The organism is Haloferax mediterranei ATCC 33500, from assembly GCF_000306765.2.
Lineage (GTDB): Archaea > Halobacteriota > Halobacteria > Halobacteriales > Haloferacaceae > Haloferax > Haloferax mediterranei.
Window position 1 is genome coordinate 1,920,776 of the sequence record NC_017941.2, and the last position, 19,797, is coordinate 1,940,572.

Below are 19,797 nucleotides of genomic sequence, written 5' to 3' on the forward strand. Positions count from 1 at the left end.
CGTCAGTCACCCCCCGCAGCGGCGGTATCGCCGCCGACTGCCGACTTCATCGCCTCCAGTACGTCCTGCATCGCGCTCGAATCGTCCGGGTCGACCATCGTCGCCTCGCGTTCCGCTGGTGCCTTCGGAATCGGGTCGACAGAGGAGACGATGGTCGGCGAGCCATCGAGACCGATGTAGTCCGGGTCGACGTTGATGTCCGCGTGGTCCCGAACCGTGAGATGGTCCTCGTAGTTCTCGGCACGCTCCTGTGTCTCCGCGCGGAGGTCTTTCAGCGTGAGTCGCTCGCCCGCCGTCCGATACGACGGGGTGAATTCGGGGTCGGTGACGACGAACGCCGGAAGCGACGTCTCGACCGTTTCGACCTCTTCGATGTCGCCCTCGACGAGTCGTTTCGCGCGCAGGACGCCCTCATCCTCGTCGATATCGAGTGAGATGACGTGCGTGACGAGCGGCATATCCAGACACCAGTTCGTCTGCGGGCCGGTGTGGCCCGTCTCCCCGTCGGCCGTTTTGAATCCCGCAAAGACGATATCGGGTTCGCCGAGCGTTTCGATGCCCGCGCTGAGCGTGATGGCCGTCGCCCACGTGTCGGCGGCCGCCATCTCGCGGTCCGAAACCAGGTGGAGGTCGTCGGCGTACACCGACTCCATCGCCTCCTGTAGCACCTCCTTGTACCCCGGCGGACCCATGCTCATCACGCTGACTCTGCCACCGTGTCGGACTCGCGTCTGCAACGCCGCTTCCAGTGCGAAGCGGTCGTTTGGATTCATCACCGTGGGCGTCTTCCCCCGTTCGAGGTGCCCATCCTCGTCGAACGATACCTGGCCCTCGCGGAAGTCGGGCACACCTTTTGTAAGTACCACCATGTGCATTGAGAACACTCTCGCGTTAATGCTAGTTCATATTCATAATAATCTTTTGTGCCGGCCAGCTGGAACGTCCCCGGTGGCAAGCGCTCACGACGGTGCTCGTGCCGCGAAAAGGACGCGAGTCCCCAGTGACCCCAGTCAGATGCGCCCTGCTCGGCCGGGGTCAACGTCGATTGCGTCGACGGGGCACACGTCGACACAGAGCATGCAGTCGATACACTGGTCTTCGTGTGTCGGTTCCGCCTTGATGTCCGACTCCGGGTGGCCGGGCGTGTCGACCCACGTGAACACGTCGACGGGGCAGTCTTCCAGACACGCGCCGTCAGCGAGGCAGATATCGAAGTCGACGGCGACGTGGGTGCCGTGGATGCCCTGCTTTTCTGGCGGATCGACCGGTCCCCAGACGGCGACACCATCACCAAACGAAGTTTGGTTTGCCGACGAACGGAGTTCGTCCAGCTTTTCTTCGCCGACTTTCTCTCGGTTCGTTTCGAACTGCGGGTCGATAGCCATAGTGTGTCGTGTTATTTTACTGTAAGCGCATTAAATCATACCCCAAGTTAACACATCACTCGCCACTCGAAAACGGTAGTCACCGGAATGCGGAACAGCGTGGACACTGGAAGCCGAATAGAGCGGACACTGGAAGCCGAATAGAGCGGACACTGGAGGCCGAATAGAGCGAACACAGGAACGGCTGGCTCCCCGCTGGGATGATTATCCTGCACGCCGAACGCCCGGCATGGACGTGTTCCTCTGGGTCGCAGTCGCCCTCCTGGTCCTCGGCGTCGTCGGAAGCGTGCTTCCGCTCCTCCCCGGTGCCCTCCTTTCGGTTATCGGTGTTCTCGTTTACTGGTGGTCCACCGGCTACTCGGACCCCGGTCTCCTTGGACTCGTCGGCCTCCTCCTCGTTGGACTCGCTGCACTCGCTGCTGACTATGGGGCTGGCTTCGTCGCCGCCCGCGTCGGGGGTGCATCGAACCGAACATCGCTCCTCGCCGGTCTCGTTGGGTTCGTCCTCCTGTTCCTGCTCGGCCCGCTCGGCATCTTCATCGGGGTCGCTGGAACCGTCTTTCTCGTCGAATACTACGAACACGAAGACGCAGAAGAGAGCGGTCGTCGCGCTCTCTACGCGACAGTCGGCGTCCTCGCGTCCTCAGTCGTGCAGGTGCTCTTGACGTTCTCGATGCTCGTCGGATTCGCCCTCGTCGTCCTGCTCTAGCCCCCGTTCAGGCTCAACTGGCTTCCGACCTCCGCGACGACCCGAGCGGGCGCGCCGTCGGCATCCACACGGAGCGGCATGACGAACAGGTCGAACGTCCGGTCTACGGGAAGTGCATCCAATCCACAGAGATTCTCCACGATGAGTAATTCCGCCCCGAGGAGTGCGTGATGGACTGGTACATCGTCCCCACCTGTTAGGTCCGGGCTGAGTGCGTCGATACCGACCGCGAGTCCTCGGTCGGCGCACACTTGCGCCGTCTCGGGAGCGAGCGCCGGATGGTCGACCATGCGGTCTGTCCCCCACTCGGCTTCCCATCCAGTTCGGAATATCAGACAGTCGACGCCCGGTTCGAGGCGGTCCGGAATCGCGCCGGGCGCGACGAGTTCGTTCGCGCCGATATCGCGGCAATCGACGAGTCGGGTAGTAAACCGAAGGTCGTCAACCGAGTACGAGTCGAGCGTCGCGCCGTCCGGTTCGGTGTGCGCCGGGGCATCGACGTGCGTCCCCGCGTGGCTTCCGAGTTCGAGACGTGAGACGCGGTAGCCGTCCGTGTCGAAATCGGCGTGCGATTCGACCGAGACGGATGGGTCGCCGGGGTACGTCGGCATCCCCGATTCGACGCGGCGAGTGAGGTCTACGAGGGTCACGAGTGGTGCTACGACGGCCGTCGGTAAAACGAGTGTTTGTGTCGGACTGCGCGAGAGGGTCGAACGGGACGGCGGCTTACTTGTGCGCGAAGTAGACGACCGTCTCGTCGTCGCCGCGGTCGTCCACGCGCACGAAGCCGACGCGCTCGAACTGGACGAGTTCGTCCACGCGCACGTCACCGAAGTCGGGTTCCGCGACGCCAGCCACGTCGCCGTCCATGGTGCGCATGCGGACCTGCACGCCCTCGGTCGGTACCCAGTGAATCACGTCGACTTCACCCTCGCGGACCACATCGAGGTCGTCGTCGGTGTAGACGAGGGTGTCGTCCTCGCGGCGGACACAGCCGAAGCCTTTCAGCCAGACGCGGTCGCCTTCGGCGGGGATGTCACCGGATTCGAGGTGGACGCTATCGTCGACGGGGATGTCGCGGGTGCCGCGGTCTTCGAAGCTCGGATGAAGCGGCGGGTGCGCGGTGTCCGGTCCACCTTCGACGCTGAATGCCTCTCCATCCCGGACGAGGAAGTAGCGGTCCGTCTCGTCGTCGACGAGGTCGCGGTTATTCGCGTAGACGGTGGACATCGAGAGGTCGACGTTGGAGGTGGACGTGCCGAGTCCGACCATCGCGTCGACGATGGCCTGTCCGCGGATGCCACGGCGGCGGAGACTCTTGATTGTCGGCGCGCGCGGGTCGTCCCAGTCGTCGAGTTCGCCCGCGTCGATGCGTTCCTTGATGCTCGACGTGGACATCTTCACGTCGTAGGCGTCGACCTGGACGTGACCCCAGTGGACGACTTCGGGGTAGTCCCAGCCGAAGTAGTCGTAGACGAACTGCTGGCGCTTCGCGGAGTCCTGAAGGTCGATGCCGCGGATGATGTGGGTAACACCCGTGAGGTGGTCGTCGACGCCGGACTGGAAGTCGAGCATCGGCCACGCGCGGTAGTCTTCGGCTTCTTCGCGCGGGTGCGGCGTGTCTATCATACGGAAAGCGACCCAGTCGCGCAGGGCGGGGTTCTTGTGCTCGATGTCGGTCTTGACGCGGAGAACCATCTCGCCGGACGAGTAGTCGCCATCGACCATGGCTTCGAACTCGTCCAGCGTCGTTTCTTTGTCCTTGTCGCGGTGGGGACACGGCTTGCCGTTGTTCTTCAGGTTCGAGAAGTCCTCGCCGGAACACGAGCAGGTGTACGCGCCGCCCATCTCGATGAGTTCGCGAGCGTGGTCGTAGTAGGTCTCCACGCGGTCGGAGGCGCGAATCACGTCGTCAGGCTCGAAGCCGAGATACTCGATATCTTCGAGGATGGCGTCGTAGGCCGTCAGGTCGGGTCGCTTCGTCTCCGGGTCGGTGTCGTCGAAGCGGACGATAAAGGAGCCATCGTACATCTCCTTGTACGTCCCGATGACTGCGGGCATTCGGGCGTGGCCGAGGTGCCACGGGCCGTTGGGATTCGGAGCCGCACGCATGCGGACTTCGTCGTAGGCCTCCACGTTCGGGAGGTCGGGAAGCAGCGACTCGTCTTCCTCTTCTTCGGCTTCCATCTCGGCGAGTTCCTCGGGCGCGAGCTCTTCGAGTCGGTCGCGCTTTTCTTCGGTGGAGAGTTGGTTGACCTCCGCGACGACGGGTCCGATGAGTCCCGGAATCTCACCGCCGTGTTGTCGGAAGTCGGGGTTTTCGCCCATCAGCGGGCCCATGATGGCACCTACGTCGGCGTCGCTTTCGTGTTTGACCGCATTGAGGAGGGCGTGTTTCTCCGCCTCTCGCTCGATGCGCTCTCGAAGGTCGTCGTCCATTACCGTCCGATTCCGCGGCGCGCGTAAAAACAGGCCCGGATTGCGGGAAGGGTAATTCTCGCGCGGGCAGGGGTACGATACTTGCTAGCATTCCTGCATAGATATGGGTTGCGGCGACGACGATACAACTCGTGGCGAGTTGACAACGCAAAGAAGACGTAATGGGTCGGAGACGGCTGGCGAGCGGCGAGCGCGATGCGCCGTCAGTATCCGCGGGTGATGAGGTAGTCCGCGATGTCACGGAGCAGGTCGCGGGCCTCGTTGTCGGGAAGGACGTCGAGGCGCGCTTTCGCCTGTTCGGTGAGGTCTTCGGCCATGTCGCGGGCGTAGTCGATGCTGCCTGCCTCGTCGAGTTCGGCGACGGCGGCTTCGACAGCGTCCTCGGTGAGTTCTTCCGCCGTCTCGACATCGACGAGATTGTCCACGTCGATACCCTGTTGACGGGCGTGCAGGGAGATAATCGTCTCCTTGTTCTCGACGAGGTCCGACCCGCGCTGTTTGCCCAGTTTTTCCGACGGGACCGTCAGGTCGAGCACGTCGTCTTGAATCTGGAACGCGCTGCCGGATTCCATACCGTACTGGTAGAGCGCCTCGACAACATCATCGTCAGCACCCATGATAACCGCCGGGACGGCGGCCGCAGTTCCGTAGAGGACTGCAGTCTTGAGTTCGACCATCTGAAGGTACTCATCCGGGGGCACCTCTGTGCGACGCTCGAACTCGATGTCGAGGGCCTGTCCCTCACAAATCTGGGTGCAGGTGGTGGCGAGGCGTCGAACGGCTTCGAGGCTGTTCGCCGGGTCTGCTCCCGTCTTCGTCAGCAGTTCGAACGCTTTGGCGTACAGCGTGTCTCCGGCGAGAATCGCTGTTTCCGTGTCGTACTCCTTGTGGACCGCCGGGACGCCGCGTCGGAGGTCGTCGTCGTCCATGATGTCGTCGTGGATGAGTGTGAACGACTGGATGACCTCGATGCTCCCGGCGGCAATCATCACGTCGATGGGGTCGCCTGCGAGCGTCGGGAACGAGCGGTAATCCTCCGACATCGGCTCGACATCCGCGAGGGCTTCGGCAGTCAGGAGGGACACAGTCGGGCGGAGGCGCTTTCCACCGGCCTGTATGAGGTACCGCGAGGCCTCATAGAGCCGCGCTGGCTCGGCCATCGGTACATCTTCGTCGAGTGCGTCGTTGATGAGTTCGCGTCGCTGGCGAATCGCCTCGAGTACTCGCTGTTCCGTCGCGTCCGGGCTCATCACTCCACCAGTTGAATCATGTTACCGTTCCGCGTCACGTGGAGGTCACGACCGAGGGCGTAGCCCTGCGACTCACAGAGGTCCACGTACGGAGCGAAACCTTTCAGGTTCTGGTGAGCCGGGATGACGTGCTGGGGCTGGAGCGCCTGCAGCATCTCGTAGTGGCCCTCCTCACGAAGGTGACCGGAAACGTGGATGTCGTCGTAGATGCGTGCACCCTGCATGCGCAGGAGACGTTCGGACTGGTAGCGCTGTCCCTCGTTGGTCGGCTCCGGGATGACCCGTGCCGAGAAGATAACCTTGTCACCGTCGTCAAGCTCGTACGGGGTCTCGCCGCGACCCATGCGGGTGAGCATCGCGCGTGGCTCGCCCTGGTGGCCCGTGACGATGGGCAGGTAGTTCTCCTTGCCCTCCTTCATGATTCGCTTGAAGGTACGGTCGACGGACTTGCGGTGGCCGTACATCCCAAGGTCGTCCGGCAGGTCGACGAAGCCGAGACGCTCGGCGGTACCGGAGTACTTCTCCATCGAGCGGCCGAGGAGAACCGGCTGACGACCGATGTCCTTGGCAAACTCGACGAGCGAGGAGACACGCGAGATGTGCGAGGAGAACGTCGTGGCGACGATACCGCCGTCGTAGTCCTCGACGGAGGTCATAACGTCCTTGAGGTGACGACGTGCGACGGACTCGGAGGGCGTACGGCCCTTCCGGCCGGCGTTCGTACAGTCTTCGATGTACGCGAGCACGCCGTTGCCCTCTCGGCCAATCTCACGGAAGCGCTTCATGTCGATGGGGTCTTCGAGGACCGGCGAGTGGTCCATACGCTTGTCAAGCCCGTAGACGATTGCGCCTTCCGGCGTGTGGACGACCGGGTTGATGGCGTCGATAATGGAGTGAGTGACGTGGACGAACTCGAGTTCGACCTGTCCGGAGTCCCCGATGGACATCGTCTCTCCGGCTTCCATCTTGACGAGGTCGTTGTTGACGTTGAATTTGTTCTCGCCTTCGATCTGCTGTTTCACCAGTTCGATGGTGAAAGGCGTCGCAACGACGGGCGCGTCGTAGCGGTGGGCGAGCTTGGAGATTGCCCCGATGTGGTCGAGGTGGCCGTGCGTGGGGACGATGGCCTTTACGTCTCCTTCGAGGTCGCTCATGACACGGTCGTCCGGGATGGCGCCCATGTCGATGAGGTCGAGGCTGTGCATCTTTTCGGTCTCGACGTTGTCGTGGATGAGGACCTGCGACAGGTTGAGACCCATGTCGAAGACGACAACGTCGTCTCCGGCACGGACGGCCGTCATCTGACGGCCGACTTCTTCGTATCCGCCTATGGTTGCAATTTCGATTTCCATGGTTTGTCTCGATAGTTCCGAGCATCGAAAGCCACTGGGTGGCGAGGGTGCTCACGGAAAGACGGGCGTCTGGGGGCCACCGGCCCCGGCGTCTTGCAGCTCGTCGGTCGATTGACCCCGCGTGCGAGACGGCCCGAATCGCGTGGATTGGGCACGTCCGCACTTACCCGCGGGTTTCTGGTACTGGAATCTACTCACGGGGGTACTAAAAACTACGTGGGTTCACTGCGCCCGCACGCCCGCCGTGGTGAGCGCACACACGAGTGGCCAGTCAGGCGCTTTCGTCGAGATACGAGCGGCCAACCGGTCGATTCCGTCGAAATATCACGTTCACTGAGGCTGAAAAATAGGAATATCGGTTCGGTCGGTCCGGCACCTTTAAGATAACTACGAGACGGATTTGAAACATGAGCGGCCGACCCCTCGACGTCCTCGAAGCGTCACTCGACGAACCGGTGACGGTTCTCCTCAAGGACGGAAATGCATACTTCGGCGTCCTCGCTGGTTACGACCAGCACATGAACGTCGTACTCGAAGAAGCGCTAGATGAAGACTCCGTGCCCGGGGATATCGAACTCGAGCAAGTCCAAGACACAACCATTATACGCGGCGATAACGTCGTGACCATCAAAGCATGACGGGTGCAGGAACCCCTAGCCAAGGAAAGAAGAACAAGACGACGCACGTCAAGTGCCGTCGCTGCGGTGAGAAGTCCTACCACGTGAAGAAGAAGGTCTGCTCGTCCTGCGGCTTCGGTAAGTCGAAGAAGCGTCGCAGCTACGCCTGGCAGTCGAAGTCGGGCGACAACTAACGGAAACGACTCTGGACGGTCCCCGACCGTCACTCTGTCTTCTATCTCGCCGCTCGGCGGCGAGAATGACACTGCGTTCCTGACACCCGTTCAGGTTTCAATTCTGTGCTATTAGCTATCACTAGCCATCACTTTCTCCGCTCGATTTCTGTGGACTCACGGAATCAATAGTCTAAAACATGTGCAAATACACCAATTGCCAATACACAATCTTGTATATTATTCGGTTCTAGACCCCGTTGTTACTGCATAAGGACGGGTTTTTTACCTCCTCGACTCTCTACCGTCTTCTATGGCAACTGGGCGGGACGACTCCCACCACATTAGCGGACCGACCGAGAAGTGCGGTGTCGTCGGCGTCGCACTCGGCGGTCGAGACGCTGCACGACCCCTGTACTACTCGCTGTACGCCCTCCAACACCGCGGACAAGAGTCTGCGGGTATCGTCACCCACGATGGGTTCCAACAACACAGCCACGTCCAGATGGGTCTCGTCGGCGACGCCTTCGATGCGGACGATTTAGATGGGTTAAACGGCTCGGCCGGTATCGGCCACGTCCGCTACCCAACCGCCGGCGACGTTTCGAAATCGTGTGCGCAACCGTTCGCCGTCTCGTTCAAATCGGGGTCGCTCGGCCTCGCACACAACGGAAATCTCGTCAACGCCGACGAACTCCGAGACGAACTGGAGAACGTCGGTCACGCCTTTACCTCAACGGGCGACACCGAGGTCATCGCCCACGACCTCGCGCGCAACCTTCTCGAAGAAGACCTCGTCCGCGCAGTCAAGCGAACGATGGAGCGAATCCACGGCTCGTACGCGCTCACGATTATGCACGATGAGACGGTCCTCGGCGTGCGCGACCCCGAAGGAAATCGCCCGCTCTGTATCGGCAAAGTCGACGACGGCTACGTTCTCGCTTCCGAGTCCGCCGCCATCGACACCCTCGACGGCGAACTCGTCCGCGACGTTCGGCCCGGTGAACTCATCGTCCTCGAACCCGACGGCACCGGGTTCGATTCGTATCAACTGGTCGAACGCGACAACACGGCCCACTGCTTCTTCGAACACGTCTACTTCGCCCGCCCTGACTCCGTGATGAACGACACGCTCGTCTACGAGGTGCGCCGCGGACTCGGGCGCAAACTCTGGGAAGAAGGCGGCGTCGATACCGATGTCGTCATGCCTGTTCCTGATTCCGGGCGCGCGTTCGCCTCCGGGTACGCCGAAGCAGCGCAGGAAGACGGTGCCACCGTCGAGTTCGCCGAGGGACTGATGAAGAATCGATACGTCGGCCGGACGTTCATCATGCCGACACAGGACGAGCGCGAACGCGCCGTCCGGCTGAAACTCAACCCGATAAAGAGCACCGTCGAAGGTAAGTCTGTAACGCTCATCGACGACAGTATCGTCCGCGGTACCACCTCCACGCAACTCGTGCAACTGCTCCGCGATGCGGGCGCGGCCGAAGTTCACATGCGAATCGGTGCGCCGCCCATCGTCGCCCCCTGTTACATGGGTATCAACATGGCTACGCGAGAGGAACTCATCGCCTCGGACAAGTCGGTCGAGGACGTGCGCGACACAATCGACGCCGACAGTCTCGGCTACCTCTCTATCGACGCTATCGCGGAGGTTCTCGAGAAGTCCCGCGCCGACCTTTGTCTCGGTTGTGTCACCGGCGAGTACCCCTACGACATCGACGGCGAGGAGACCGACCGCGACGTGACTCGCCCTGCTGTCGACGCTGATGCGCCGTTGAGCGACTAACGGCCACTGCTTGGACGCTCAACGTTCGTGCGTGAACACCGCCTCTCCCGCTTCCGTCGGAAGTTGTTACAATCTCAGTGCTGCCGCGTCTTATCACAATCTCGAACAGTCACTGAAAAACCCGATAACATAATCAACGGGGGATTTCTTTTACCCGGCGTTCGTAGTTTAACGCGTACTTCGACTCGCTGAGTACCGGGTAGCGAGACGGAGTACGGAGTGCGATACTGAAAGACGGGGTGGCTGTGTATTTGCGGGAATGCCCGCCCACCTCGTCTCTGCGACCTGCCGGTCGAGACACGTACTACTACCCGTCTGAGGGACCGCGGTTGCGAGCGAACATCGCAGTGAGGTCCAGACGGGGAACTCCCTTATCCCGTTTTGTCCCCTCCAGCGCCTTAGTAGATGACGTAGAGAAGCGCGTATACGACGTTTCCGAGGACGAACGACACGAGCCACAGCGACGCGGCGATGCGACCGAATCGGGCGTGTTGTGTCCCGAAAACCTCCGAGATGGGTCGCGTCAGCGCCAGCAGCATGGCGTAGTAGACGACCGGAACACAGACGACGGCGAGGAGGATGTGAATCGCCAGCGTCGGGAGATAGATGAACTGATAGACGACTTCCGGCCCTTGGGCCGGGAACGGCGTCGTCCCTTTGACCACGACCTTGTAGAGATAGAGGACGAGGAACGTCGCAAACAGGAGAAACGAAGCGAGCATCATGCGCTGGTGTTTCTCGACCTCGCCGCGTTTGATGAACCGAACACCGGCGACGATAGTCACGATTGCGGCGGTGCTGATGACGGCGTTCGCGTGTGGAATCGCGTCGAACACGGCGTCGGGTGCGGTCGGAATCGCCGCGCGTGGAATCGCCCCGAGCACCGCGCCGAAGACGAGTGCGAGCGAGACGACCGAGAGGAAGGCGGTCAGGCCGCGGACGTGGTCGCGTGCACGAAACTCCATAGGCGTATTGGAGGGCCGTAACGCCAAAATCGTTCTGTCCACGCCCGCTCCACGACGCCTGCAAACGCCCGACATTGTCGAATCGAAAGGAAAGTCATTTAAATTACCGCGGGGTAACGAAGAATGCAGCAAGACACAGCGAGCGTGGGTAGCCAAGCCAGGCCAACGGCGCAGCGTTGAGGGCGCTGTCCTGTAGAGGTCCGCCGGTTCAAATCCGGTCCCACGCATCGCAAGATGCAGGTGATTTCCTACATGGACATCACCCACGCACAATCCTTCCGAACACTACACCCCTGAGAGATTCCTCTCGGTGGGTTTCTACACCGTACCTACATCGCACCGACAGCGACCGCGCTGTCCTGTAGCGGTCCGCCGGTGAGAATCCGGTCTGCCGGATTCGAACGTCGAGACGAGCAACGTGAGTCTCGGAAGTTCAAATCCGGTCCCACGCATCGCATGGGCGGAGTGAAACTCCGCCAGTGAGGCGGCCTAGCCGCCGAACGATGCAGGTGATTTCCTACATGGACATCACCCACGCACAATCCTTCCGAACACTACACCCCTGAGAGATACCTCTCGGTGGGTTTCTACACCGTACCTACACCGCACCGACAGCGACCGCGCTGTCTTCTTTTGCAAACCGACTCCGTGCCGCGAGTTTAAAAGGGTAGAACGAGTAACACGCGCCATGGCCAAGTACTCGACAAACCGGGGCGGTGGTGGCTCCGACGGAGACAGTTGCGAACTCTGCGGTCGAACGACGGCGAAACTCCGCCGTGCGAACGTGGCCGGTGCCGACCTCCTTGTCTGTCCGGACTGCGCACCGCACGGGGAGAACCGCTACACCGACCAAAAGCGCGAATCGACCGACAGCACCCGCGACGACTCCGAACGAAGTCGCCGCAAGCGCGCCGCCCAGCGGACGGCCAAGATGTACGATAGCGCCAAAGGCGACTCGAAACACTGGGAAGAAGAAGGGACGAACTACGAGAAGGACCGACTCCCGTATCTCGTCTCGGGATACGGCGGTGCCGTCGAATCCGCCCGCCAAGACGCTGGGCTTCAACTGTCCGAACTCGCCGAGGAACTCGACCTCGAAGAGAAACAACTCCTCGCTATCGAACAGGGTCGGGCGACGCGTGCGAACGTCGGTGGCTCTGTCATCCGCGCGCTCGAGGAGCGCCTCGACGTGTCCCTCGTCGACGAGTAGCACGATTTTTCTCTCTTGGGCGTCTCGACGCCCACATGTCACTCTCTCTCGCACCCGAATCGCCCGAGGTCCGGGCGTTCGAGTCGACCGTGGCGAGCATCGACGGCCGGTCGGTCGTTCTCGACGAGACGTACTTCTATCCTGAAGGCGGCGGCCAGCCTGCCGACCGCGGCGTCCTCGGCGGTGTCGAGGTCGAACATGTCCGGTCCGAAGGCGAGACCGTCGTCCACGACCTCGCCGCCGCGCCCGAATTCGCGGTCGGCGACGAGGTGACTGGCGTCGTTGACGACGATTTCCGAACCTACTGTATGCGGGCGCACACTGCGAGTCACGTTCTCTACGGTGCGGGCCGCCATATCTTCGACGACCTCGGTTACGGTGGCTTCGACATCTCCGCGGAGAAAGTTCGCGTCGACTTCGAGACGACGACCGAAGTGGACGACGATGCACTCGTCGAGTTAGAACGGCTGGTCAACCGCGCAGTCTGGGACGCTCGCGAGGTTTCGTGGGACGAGATTCCCGTCCCCGAAGCCCGCTCCCGTGATGAAATCGCGTTCAACGTCAAGACCGAGGAGGGCGTCTTCGCCGACGCTGACGAGGTTCGCGTCGTCACTATCGAGGGCTGGGACTGGGGTGCCTGCGGAGGTACGCACGTCTCGAACACTATCGAAATCGGCCCGGTCGAAGTGCTCGGCCGGTCGAATCCCGGCGAGGGACTCACCCGCGTCGAGTTCGCGGTCGGCCCTTCGGCGGTCGACCACCGCGCCGAAGTACAGACTGCAGCCTACGAAGCGGCCCGCGCACTCGGGACGAATCTGGAATCACTCGGAGAGACGGCGGTCGACGTGGTCGCCGCAAGAGACGAACTCGAATCCGAACTCGCAGACCTGAAAACAGAGGTTCTGGGCGCACGACTCGCGAGCTTCGAGACGGTCGAACGCGACGGTGTGACGTGGAAACTCGGCTCAGTCTCGGGATTCGGCGCGAACGAAGTCGGCGAGGCAGCAAAGGAGGCTCGCGACGAGTCCGAAGCGGACGTGTTCGTCGCCGTCGACGAGTCGAACGCACCGTTCCTCGTCGTCGCCAGCACCGGTGACGTCGCTGCTGGCGATATCGTCTCCGAGGTGACGGACGAATTCGGCGGCGGCGGTGGTGGTGGACCGACGTTCGCACAGGGAGGCGGCCTCGGCGCGTCCGCCGAGGAGGTGTTGGCGTACCTCCGCGAGTGAGTCGGCCGCTCTCTCCCTCCGTTTTTCAGCCGACGCGCCGCAAACTGGTCGGTCCGCTGACGGGCGCGCCGACATTTCAATCATCTTTTTCAATGACGGTCCGTACTGACGAGCATGGAAACCGTAGGGTCTGCCACGGGTCTGACCGACGAGCAACGGGCTATCCGCGACGTGGTCCACGAGTTCGCAGTCGAGGAGATTCGCCCAACTGCGCGCGAGGCCGACGAGACGGAGACGTTCCCCGAAGACGTGTGGGACGGCCTCGCAGAACTCGACCTGACCGGACTAACCGTCCCCGAAGAGTACGGTGGCTTCGGTGCCGACCGAGCGACCTACGCGGTGGTCAACGAGGAAGTCGCCTACGGCCAACTCGCCGTCGCGACCGCCCTCTCGGTCCACTGCCTCGCCACGGAGTGTATCGCCGAGTTCGCCACCGACGAACAGAAAGAAGAGTGGCTGCCGAAGATGGCCCGCGGCCGACCCGTTGGGATGTTCGGTCTTTCCGAACCCGAGGCTGGTTCGAACCCCGCACAGATGTCGACCGTCGCCCGCCGCGAGGGCGACGAGTACGTCATCAACGGGAAGAAACAGTGGATAACCAACGGCCAGCGCGGCGGCGTCTGTATCCTCTTCGCCAAGACGGACCCCGACGACCCGTCGTCGGTCACGCAGTTCCTCGTCCCCAAAGAAGCCGGCTACGAAGTCGGCAAGAAAGAAGAGAAACTCGGTCTCCGCGCATCCGATACGACGGCGCTCATCTTCGACGACGTGCGCATCCCGGCCGAGAACCGACTCACCGAGGAGGGGAAGGGTCTCTCGGCCGCCTTCCGCATCCTGACCGGCGGTCGTATCGGTATTGCCTCGCAGGCCGTGGGCCTCGCGCAGGCCGCCCTCGACGACGCCATCGACTACGCCAACGAGCGCGAGCAGTTCGACAAGCCCATCTCGAAGATTCAGGCGATTCGCCACAAGATTGCGGACATGGGAACGCAGGTCCACGCCTCGCGCATGCTCGTCCGCGAAGCCGCCCGCGTCGCCGACGCCGGCGACGACCCGCGAACCGCCGCGTCGATAGCGAAGTACTTCGCCAGCGAGGCCGCGGTCGACGTGACCAACGAAGCCGTGCAGGTCCACGGTGGCTACGGCTACACGACGGACTTCGACGTAGAGCGGTACTACCGCGATTCGAAGATTACGACTATCTACGAGGGAACGAGCGAGATTCAAAAAGAGATTATCGCGCGGTCGCTCCTCGACTGAGTTCGCGCGCTTTTTCCACGCAGCCTTTCTACGCGGTCGATTTCACTCGTTTTCGACGGCGGTAGAGTCCAATCGCAGCGACAGCGGTGAGAAACAGACAGCCCGCGAGCGTCACCCACGTGCCGGGTCCCGCGATGAACGTCCCCTGCCACGACTGGATGAACCAGCCGACTGCGAGTGCTCCGACTGCTCCGACGACGAGTTCGCCGCGCCGATAGCGATAACCAGCTAGCGACAGCGCCGAGAGAAGCAGGACGGTTGGTACGAGGACGAGCCCGTGTGGAAGTTCGAGGCCGCTTCCCATTCCAGAGTGGTAGATACTGATGACGGGTCCCTCGTGCGCGGGACTGACCCGAACCCACGGCAGGAGGACGCCGGCCACGACGACGAGCGAGGGAGCGACTGGAGCGATACGCTCCGGGACTGAGGGGGACACACAGGACGGTGTTCTGTGCGACAGCATAGGCCTTCTCCCAAAGCGTCTTTTCACTCCGGTCCCGTACTGCGGTCAATGGCGCTCCCCGACCTCTCGGATTTCGATGCCGTCGTCTACGACCTCGACGGGACGCTCGTGAACCTCCGCGTCGACTGGGCTGCAGCCGCTCAAGACGCCGCGCTCGTCTTGCAAGACGCGGGCGTCGAAGCGGACTCGATGGACCTCTGGCGGATGCTCGATGTCGCCGACGAGGCCGGCGTCCGCGACGAACTAGAACGAGAACTTTCGGCACACGAGCGACAGGGAGCGTGGACTTCCGACCGGCTCCCGCTCGCCGACCACCTTACCGCCGACGGCGTTCCGTCGGGTGTCTGTTCGCTCAACGCCGAAGACGCCTGTCGCGTCGCACTCGATGTTCACGACCTCACCCACCACGTTGACGCACTCGTCGGTCGCGACACTGTGGCGACGCAAAAACCGGCCCCCGAGCCACTCCTCGAGACGCTCGGTCGGATGGACGTTGACCCCGGCGCCGCGGTGTTCATCGGCGACTCGGCTCGAGACAAGAAGACTGCGGAGCGCGCCGATATCGCGTTCAGATACGTCGATGGCGGTCCATCAGGAGTCTGAACGTCACTTCTGTTGCGGACAGGCGGCACTCGGCACGACCGCTCCGCGAGACGCCGTGCCGCACACCCGCGTCACGCCTCGCGGCGATACTTAGCGCACGGGGATACTGGCCGCGGAATCGTATATGAACATTTGCGGACCGGCGTCTTTCGTTCCGCCGAGGCCGTTAAGCCCGACGGGTTCTACTTCCTCGACATGGGATACCCGGTCTCGTACTACTGTCCGCACTGCGGCGCGGTCGTCGAACTCGAACGCGACGGCTACCTCGCCGACAAGTCAGTAACGCCCTATCCGCTCGAAGGGTGGGTGTACGCTGACCCGGACGAGGACTTCGAGGACGCCGAAGGAATCCACTTCGTCTGCGGCGAAAGCGACGCGCCTGACCTGACGTGGACCGACGTGGTGAGCGAGGCGGACGACGTGGAGAACCCGGGATTGGCGTCGCCATGCGGCCGCGACTTCTATCTCTCGTTCGTAAAGTACGAACACGGCCGCGAAGTGGAGTCCGTTCCCGAAAGCGACTACGTCGTCATCGGCGGACAGGGACCATCGAGTCCGCGAGGGCCGGATACTGGCCCGCGCGGGCCGGGTCGGTTCTGAGAATTCGGGAGTCTCGGACGGTTAGCCCTTGATGTTGCAGACGGGGAACGTCCGAACCACCTTGTCGCCGATGCCTAACTCGTCGGAGACGCGAACGACTTCGTCAACGTCCTTGTAGACGCCGGGTGCTTCCTCGGCCACCGTCGCGCCCGATTGCGCCTTGACGAAGATTTTCTGTTGCTCGCGGAGTTCTTCCTGAACCGTCTCGCCCCAGTACTCCTGTTTCGCTTGCGTTCGGCTCATTAAGCGGCCTGCGCCGTGGGCGGTCGACCCGAACGTGAGGTCGAGCGAGGACTCGCCGCCGCGGAGGATGTAACTTCCCGCGCCCATGCTGCCGGGGATGATGACCGGCTGCCCCACGTCGGCGTACGCCGGTGGGAGTTCGGGTCGGCCCGCGGGGAACGCTCTGGTCGCGCCCTTGCGGTGGACGTAGAGTTCTCGGTCCTCGCCGTCAACGGTGTGGACTTCCTTCTTGGCGATGTTGTGTGCCACGTCGTAGAGGAGTCGCATCTCCATGTCGCGCCAGTCGCGGTCGAACACGTCGGCGAACACCTCGCGCGTGCGGTGCATGACGAGTTGCCGGTTCACCCACGCGAAGTTGATGGCGGCGCACATCGCGCCGTAGTACTCTTCGGCGAGTTGCGACCTCGCGGGTGCGGCGGCGAGTTCCTTGTCCGGTAGCTCTTCGAGGAGGTCCGCGTGTTCCTTCTCGATTCGCCGGAGGTAGTCCGTACAGGTCTGGTGGCCGAGACCGCGAGAGCCACAGTGAATGAGGACGACGATTTGGTCGGCTTCGAGACCGAACGATTCGGCCACGTCCTCGCGGTACACGTCGGTGACGCGCTGCACTTCGAGGAAGTGGTTCCCGGAGCCGAGGCTTCCGATTTGGTTGCGTCCGCGGTCTTTGGCCTTCTGCGAGACGTATTCGGGTCGTGCGTCGTCACGGGACCCCTCGTCTTCGCAGTGTGCAAGGTCGTCTTCGGTCGCATAGCCCGCGTCGAGCGCCCACTCCATCCCACGGGCGAGGATATCGTCGATAGTCTCCGCGTCGCCCGTGACGACACCACCACCGCCGAGACCGGACGGAATCGCCTCGAAGAGGGCGTCGACCAGTTCCGCTTCCTTGCCCTTGAGGTCCTCGTAGGTGAGGTTCGTCGTCATCATGCGGACGCCGCAGTTGATGTCGTAGCCGACAGCACCCGGCGAGATACAGCCATCTGTGGCGTCGGTCGCGCCGACGCCGCCGACAGGGAAGCCGTAGCCCTGGTGGCCGTCGGGCATGCAGATAGCGTGGTTGGTGATGCCCGGCAGGTGCGTCGCGTTCCGCAACTGCTCGAGCGTCTTGTCCTGTCCGATCTGTTCGAGCAACGCTTCGGAGGCGAGCACCCGTGCGGGGGCGTTCATCTCGCCCTCCTGTGGAATCTCCCAGACGTGCTCACGAACTCGTCGCAGTTCGATATCGCCGAACTCGCGTGTAGTCATGTATGAATAATCGAGACGGCGACTCAATAGGATTCCGTCACGCGTCCGCACAAGAAAACGTCTTCACGACACCAAGGTCTGCCCGTCTACCATTTATCCGACTGTCAGTATCGTCGGTTCACACGTCGAAAACGACGTACGCTTCCCACCCGTTTCCGGTCTCCTCGAGTCGCATCTCGGAGTACGTGACGGCCTTCACGTCGCGGGCGTCCACGTCGGCAAAGGGGATTCCCCGTGCCGAGGCGTCGACAATCCACTCGTCGTCTGTCTGACGCACTGTCGCCTCGTGGGCGGCCGGGAGGACGCCGCGCACGTCGCGTTCGTAGATGAGTTGGTCGAGGTAGTCAAACAGCAGCGCTTCTCGACTCTCCGCCCGAACGGAAAACGAAAATCGGTCGCCTGTCTCGGCTAACTCGTCGCACATCGCGGCAGTGAGACCGTCGGCGACGGCGGCGAAGACGTTGCCGAGGGTCGACCCGTGGGCTTCGACTGCCACGTCGGCAGTGTGTTCGCGAAGTGTGTAGCACATACTGAACACAGGGGCACCGCCTACCCTCGTCCTTTCGGTCAGTCGTCGTCCCTGCGCCTCTCAAGAACCCGTCACTTCCCAGGTCTGTTGCCGGCTCTTGACACATTCCACCAGTGGTATCTATGAGGTATACTGACGGACGGTGGAGTTATATTCTCGCTCCGGTAACCTCGGAATGTGAGCGTCAACGTGGAGATGCGGGTCGACGCCCCCGGACAGAAGGAGTACGCCGAGGAGGCGTGGGACCTGAAAGAGCAAATTCGGGTCGATGAGGGTCTCCTGAAGCAACGACGAGGGTTCTTCATGGACGCCTACCGACGGTCGACGACGTATCTCCTCTTCGAAAACGACACGCTCGTCGCCTTCGCCTCGACACGACGTGACGGCTACATTCTCTTTCTCGCCGTCTCCCCCGACGCCCGCGGGAAGGGATACGCGAAGCGACTCGTCGCGGAAGTTGCCAAGGAGCATCCCGTCGTGACCTGTCACGCCCGCACGACGAATCAGAATGCCCTCGACTTCTACGAGAACATCGGCTTTACCGTCCGCCGCCGCATCGAGAACTACTACGAAGACGGCGGCTCCGCGTTCTATCTCCGACTCGGCGAGGAAGCGAGTCTCAGAGAGCGCCTCTCCGAATTCCTCCTTCGGTAGCTCACCACTTCGACCGGCTGCGCGCGTCGATTACCAGTGAATTACCAGTGAGCCACGAGGCTCTTTGCCCGCATCCTTAATTTTTATTCAGTTCGTAGTAATATGCTCGTGTATGTACATCGGTGTGCTCACTGTCCCACTCGGAAACGAATCTCTCGCCGACGCGCTCGACTATCTGTCGGGTATCGGCGTCGAAGGCGTCGAACTCGGCGTCGGCGGATGGCCCGGCGAAGACCACGTCGACCGAGCGGCCGTCCTCGGTGACGACGAGAGACAGGCTGCCCTGCTCGCCGCCGTCGAGGAGCGCGAGATGCAAATCAGCGCGCTAGCGACTCACAACAACCCGCTGCATCCCGACGAAGAAACAGCCGCCGAGGCGGACGAAGAACTCCGCGAGGCAATCGAACTCGCCAGTGTCCTCGACGTAAACACCGTCACGTGTTTCTCCGGCCTCCCGGCAGGCGGCCCGAACGACGAAGTGCCGAACTGGATTACGGCCCCGTGGCCGACCGAGCACGCCGACGCCCACGAGTACCAGTGGGACGTCGCCATCGACTACTGGTCCGACCTCGCCGAATTCGCCGACGACCACGGCGTCGACATGGCCATCGAGATGCACCCGAACATGCTCGTCTACGAACCGACGGGCATGATGCGTCTGCGCGAGGCGACCAACGAACGCATCGGTGCGAACTTCGACCCTTCGCACCTCTATTGGCAGGATATCGACGTAACCGAAGCGATTCGCTTCCTCGGCGACCACGACGCTATCCACCACTTCCACGCGAAGGACACGAAAGTGTACGACCACCACGCGAAGGTCAAGGGTGTCCTCGACACCACCTCCTACACCGACACCGCCGCCCGCTCGTGGCTCTTCCGCTCGATTGGCTACGGCCACGACGAAGGCCACTGGAAGGACGTGGTCTCGACGCTTCGAATGGTCGGCTACGAGGGCGCGCTCTCTATCGAACACGAAGACGCGCTCACCTCCTCGAACGAGGGACTGGAGAAGGCCGTCGACGTGCTCTCGCGCGCCGTCTTCGAAACGCAACCCGGCGAGGCCTACTGGGCGGAGTGATTCT

Annotated in this window: 21 protein-coding genes and 1 tRNA gene; 12 read left to right on the top strand and 10 right to left on the bottom strand. The window is 62.3% G+C overall.

All coding sequences use genetic code 11. The annotated features are described in order from the left end of the window. Positions 1-2 precede the first annotated feature (2 nt). Both HFX_RS09830 and HFX_RS09835 read right to left on the bottom strand, forming a co-directional pair. Positions 3-875, bottom strand: a complete 873-nt coding sequence (locus HFX_RS09830; protein ID WP_049917514.1) for an electron transfer flavoprotein subunit beta/FixA family protein — start codon at positions 873-875, stop codon at positions 3-5. Positions 876-1,010: 135 nt separating this feature from the next. Further along, positions 1,011-1,385 carry a 4Fe-4S dicluster domain-containing protein gene (locus HFX_RS09835; protein ID WP_004060219.1) on the bottom strand — a complete coding sequence of 125 codons (375 nt, stop codon included), beginning with the start codon at positions 1,383-1,385 and terminating at the stop codon, positions 1,011-1,013. 229 nt (positions 1,386-1,614) lie between these two features. On the opposite strand from HFX_RS09835, the gene HFX_RS09840 reads away from it, so the two are divergent. Next, positions 1,615-2,094: a DUF456 domain-containing protein gene (locus tag HFX_RS09840; protein ID WP_004060218.1), complete on the top strand. Its 480-nt coding sequence runs from the start codon at positions 1,615-1,617 to the stop codon at positions 2,092-2,094. On the opposite strand, the gene HFX_RS09845 is transcribed toward HFX_RS09840, so the two are convergent. The 4 genes from HFX_RS09845 to HFX_RS09860 all read right to left on the bottom strand — a co-directional run bounded on the left by HFX_RS09845 (position 2,091) and on the right by HFX_RS09860 (position 7,135). After that, positions 2,091-2,744, bottom strand: a complete 654-nt coding sequence (locus HFX_RS09845; protein ID WP_004060217.1) for a cyclase family protein — start codon at positions 2,742-2,744, stop codon at positions 2,091-2,093. The genes HFX_RS09840 and HFX_RS09845 overlap by 4 nt on opposite strands. Before the next feature lie 76 nt (positions 2,745-2,820). Continuing rightward, the gene (locus HFX_RS09850) at positions 2,821-4,533 is read right to left on the bottom strand and encodes a glutamate--tRNA ligase (protein WP_004060216.1); all 1,713 of its coding nucleotides are present in this window, start codon (positions 4,531-4,533) and stop codon (positions 2,821-2,823) included. Positions 4,534-4,736: 203 nt separating this feature from the next. After that, on the bottom strand, positions 4,737-5,783 hold the full coding sequence (gene idsA3 / locus HFX_RS09855) for a geranylfarnesyl diphosphate synthase (RefSeq protein WP_004060215.1): 1,047 nt from the start codon (positions 5,781-5,783) through the stop codon (positions 4,737-4,739). Then, positions 5,783-7,135 (bottom strand): ribonuclease J, encoded by a 1,353-nt coding sequence (locus HFX_RS09860; protein ID WP_004060214.1) that lies wholly within the window; start codon positions 7,133-7,135, stop codon positions 5,783-5,785. The genes idsA3 and HFX_RS09860 overlap by 1 nt, the downstream gene beginning before the upstream one ends. Positions 7,136-7,542: 407 nt before the next feature. On the opposite strand from HFX_RS09860, the gene HFX_RS09865 reads away from it, so the two are divergent. The 3 genes from HFX_RS09865 to purF all read left to right on the top strand — a co-directional run bounded on the left by HFX_RS09865 (position 7,543) and on the right by purF (position 9,717). Further along, positions 7,543-7,773 carry an LSM domain-containing protein gene (locus HFX_RS09865; protein WP_004060213.1) on the top strand — a complete coding sequence of 77 codons (231 nt, stop codon included), beginning with the start codon at positions 7,543-7,545 and terminating at the stop codon, positions 7,771-7,773. Then, positions 7,770-7,946: a 50S ribosomal protein L37e gene (locus tag HFX_RS09870; protein WP_004042936.1), complete on the top strand. Its 177-nt coding sequence runs from the start codon at positions 7,770-7,772 to the stop codon at positions 7,944-7,946. Before HFX_RS09865 ends, HFX_RS09870 begins: the two co-directional genes overlap by 4 nt. A 292-nt stretch (positions 7,947-8,238) precedes the next feature. Beyond that, a complete protein-coding gene (purF, locus tag HFX_RS09875) occupies positions 8,239-9,717 on the top strand; it encodes an amidophosphoribosyltransferase (protein WP_004060212.1) in 1,479 nt (492 codons plus the stop codon). A 398-nt stretch (positions 9,718-10,115) separates the two neighbouring features. Here purF and HFX_RS09880 read toward each other — a convergent pair whose 3' ends face one another. Beyond that, positions 10,116-10,682 (bottom strand): DUF420 domain-containing protein, encoded by a 567-nt coding sequence (locus HFX_RS09880; protein ID WP_004060211.1) that lies wholly within the window; start codon positions 10,680-10,682, stop codon positions 10,116-10,118. 142 nt (positions 10,683-10,824) lie between these two features. Here HFX_RS09880 and HFX_RS09885 point away from each other — a divergent pair. The 4 genes from HFX_RS09885 (at position 10,825) to HFX_RS09900 (ending at position 14,381) form a co-directional block, all read left to right on the top strand. Beyond that, positions 10,825-10,909: transfer RNA gene (locus HFX_RS09885), tRNA-Leu, on the top strand. A 461-nt stretch (positions 10,910-11,370) separates the two neighbouring features. Beyond that, entirely contained in the window at positions 11,371-11,892 is a 522-nt protein-coding gene (locus HFX_RS09890; RefSeq protein WP_004060210.1) for a helix-turn-helix domain-containing protein, read from the top strand. A gap of 35 nt (positions 11,893-11,927) precedes the next feature. Next, positions 11,928-13,121, top strand: coding sequence for an alanyl-tRNA editing protein (locus tag HFX_RS09895; protein WP_014732553.1), 1,194 nt, complete (start codon positions 11,928-11,930; stop codon positions 13,119-13,121). Positions 13,122-13,235: 114 nt separating this feature from the next. Next, the gene (locus tag HFX_RS09900; RefSeq protein WP_004060207.1) at positions 13,236-14,381 is read left to right on the top strand and encodes an acyl-CoA dehydrogenase family protein; all 1,146 of its coding nucleotides are present in this window, start codon (positions 13,236-13,238) and stop codon (positions 14,379-14,381) included. Between the two features lie 28 nt (positions 14,382-14,409). On the opposite strand, the gene HFX_RS09905 is transcribed toward HFX_RS09900, so the two are convergent. Then, positions 14,410-14,817 (bottom strand): hypothetical protein, encoded by a 408-nt coding sequence (locus tag HFX_RS09905; RefSeq protein WP_049917507.1) that lies wholly within the window; start codon positions 14,815-14,817, stop codon positions 14,410-14,412. Between the two features lie 75 nt (positions 14,818-14,892). Between HFX_RS09905 and HFX_RS09910 the strand changes: the two genes are divergently transcribed. Next, positions 14,893-15,447, top strand: coding sequence for an HAD family hydrolase (locus tag HFX_RS09910; protein ID WP_004060205.1), 555 nt, complete (start codon positions 14,893-14,895; stop codon positions 15,445-15,447). A 195-nt stretch (positions 15,448-15,642) separates the two neighbouring features. Then, positions 15,643-16,047, top strand: a complete 405-nt coding sequence (locus HFX_RS09915; protein ID WP_049917513.1) for a hypothetical protein — start codon at positions 15,643-15,645, stop codon at positions 16,045-16,047. A gap of 21 nt (positions 16,048-16,068) precedes the next feature. On the opposite strand, the gene HFX_RS09920 is transcribed toward HFX_RS09915, so the two are convergent. After that, complete coding sequence (locus HFX_RS09920) at positions 16,069-17,529, bottom strand: RtcB family protein (RefSeq protein ID WP_004060203.1); 1,461 nt, start codon at positions 17,527-17,529, stop codon at positions 16,069-16,071. A 118-nt stretch (positions 17,530-17,647) separates the two neighbouring features. Beyond that, on the bottom strand, positions 17,648-18,058 hold the full coding sequence (locus tag HFX_RS09925; protein ID WP_049917506.1) for an archease: 411 nt from the start codon (positions 18,056-18,058) through the stop codon (positions 17,648-17,650). Between the two features lie 177 nt (positions 18,059-18,235). On the opposite strand from HFX_RS09925, the gene HFX_RS09930 reads away from it, so the two are divergent. Beyond that, positions 18,236-18,712, top strand: coding sequence for a GNAT family N-acetyltransferase (locus HFX_RS09930; RefSeq protein WP_049917505.1), 477 nt, complete (start codon positions 18,236-18,238; stop codon positions 18,710-18,712). Positions 18,713-18,824: 112 nt separating this feature from the next. Continuing rightward, a complete protein-coding gene (locus HFX_RS09935) occupies positions 18,825-19,793 on the top strand; it encodes a sugar phosphate isomerase/epimerase family protein (protein ID WP_004060200.1) in 969 nt (322 codons plus the stop codon). Positions 19,794-19,797 lie beyond the last annotated feature (4 nt).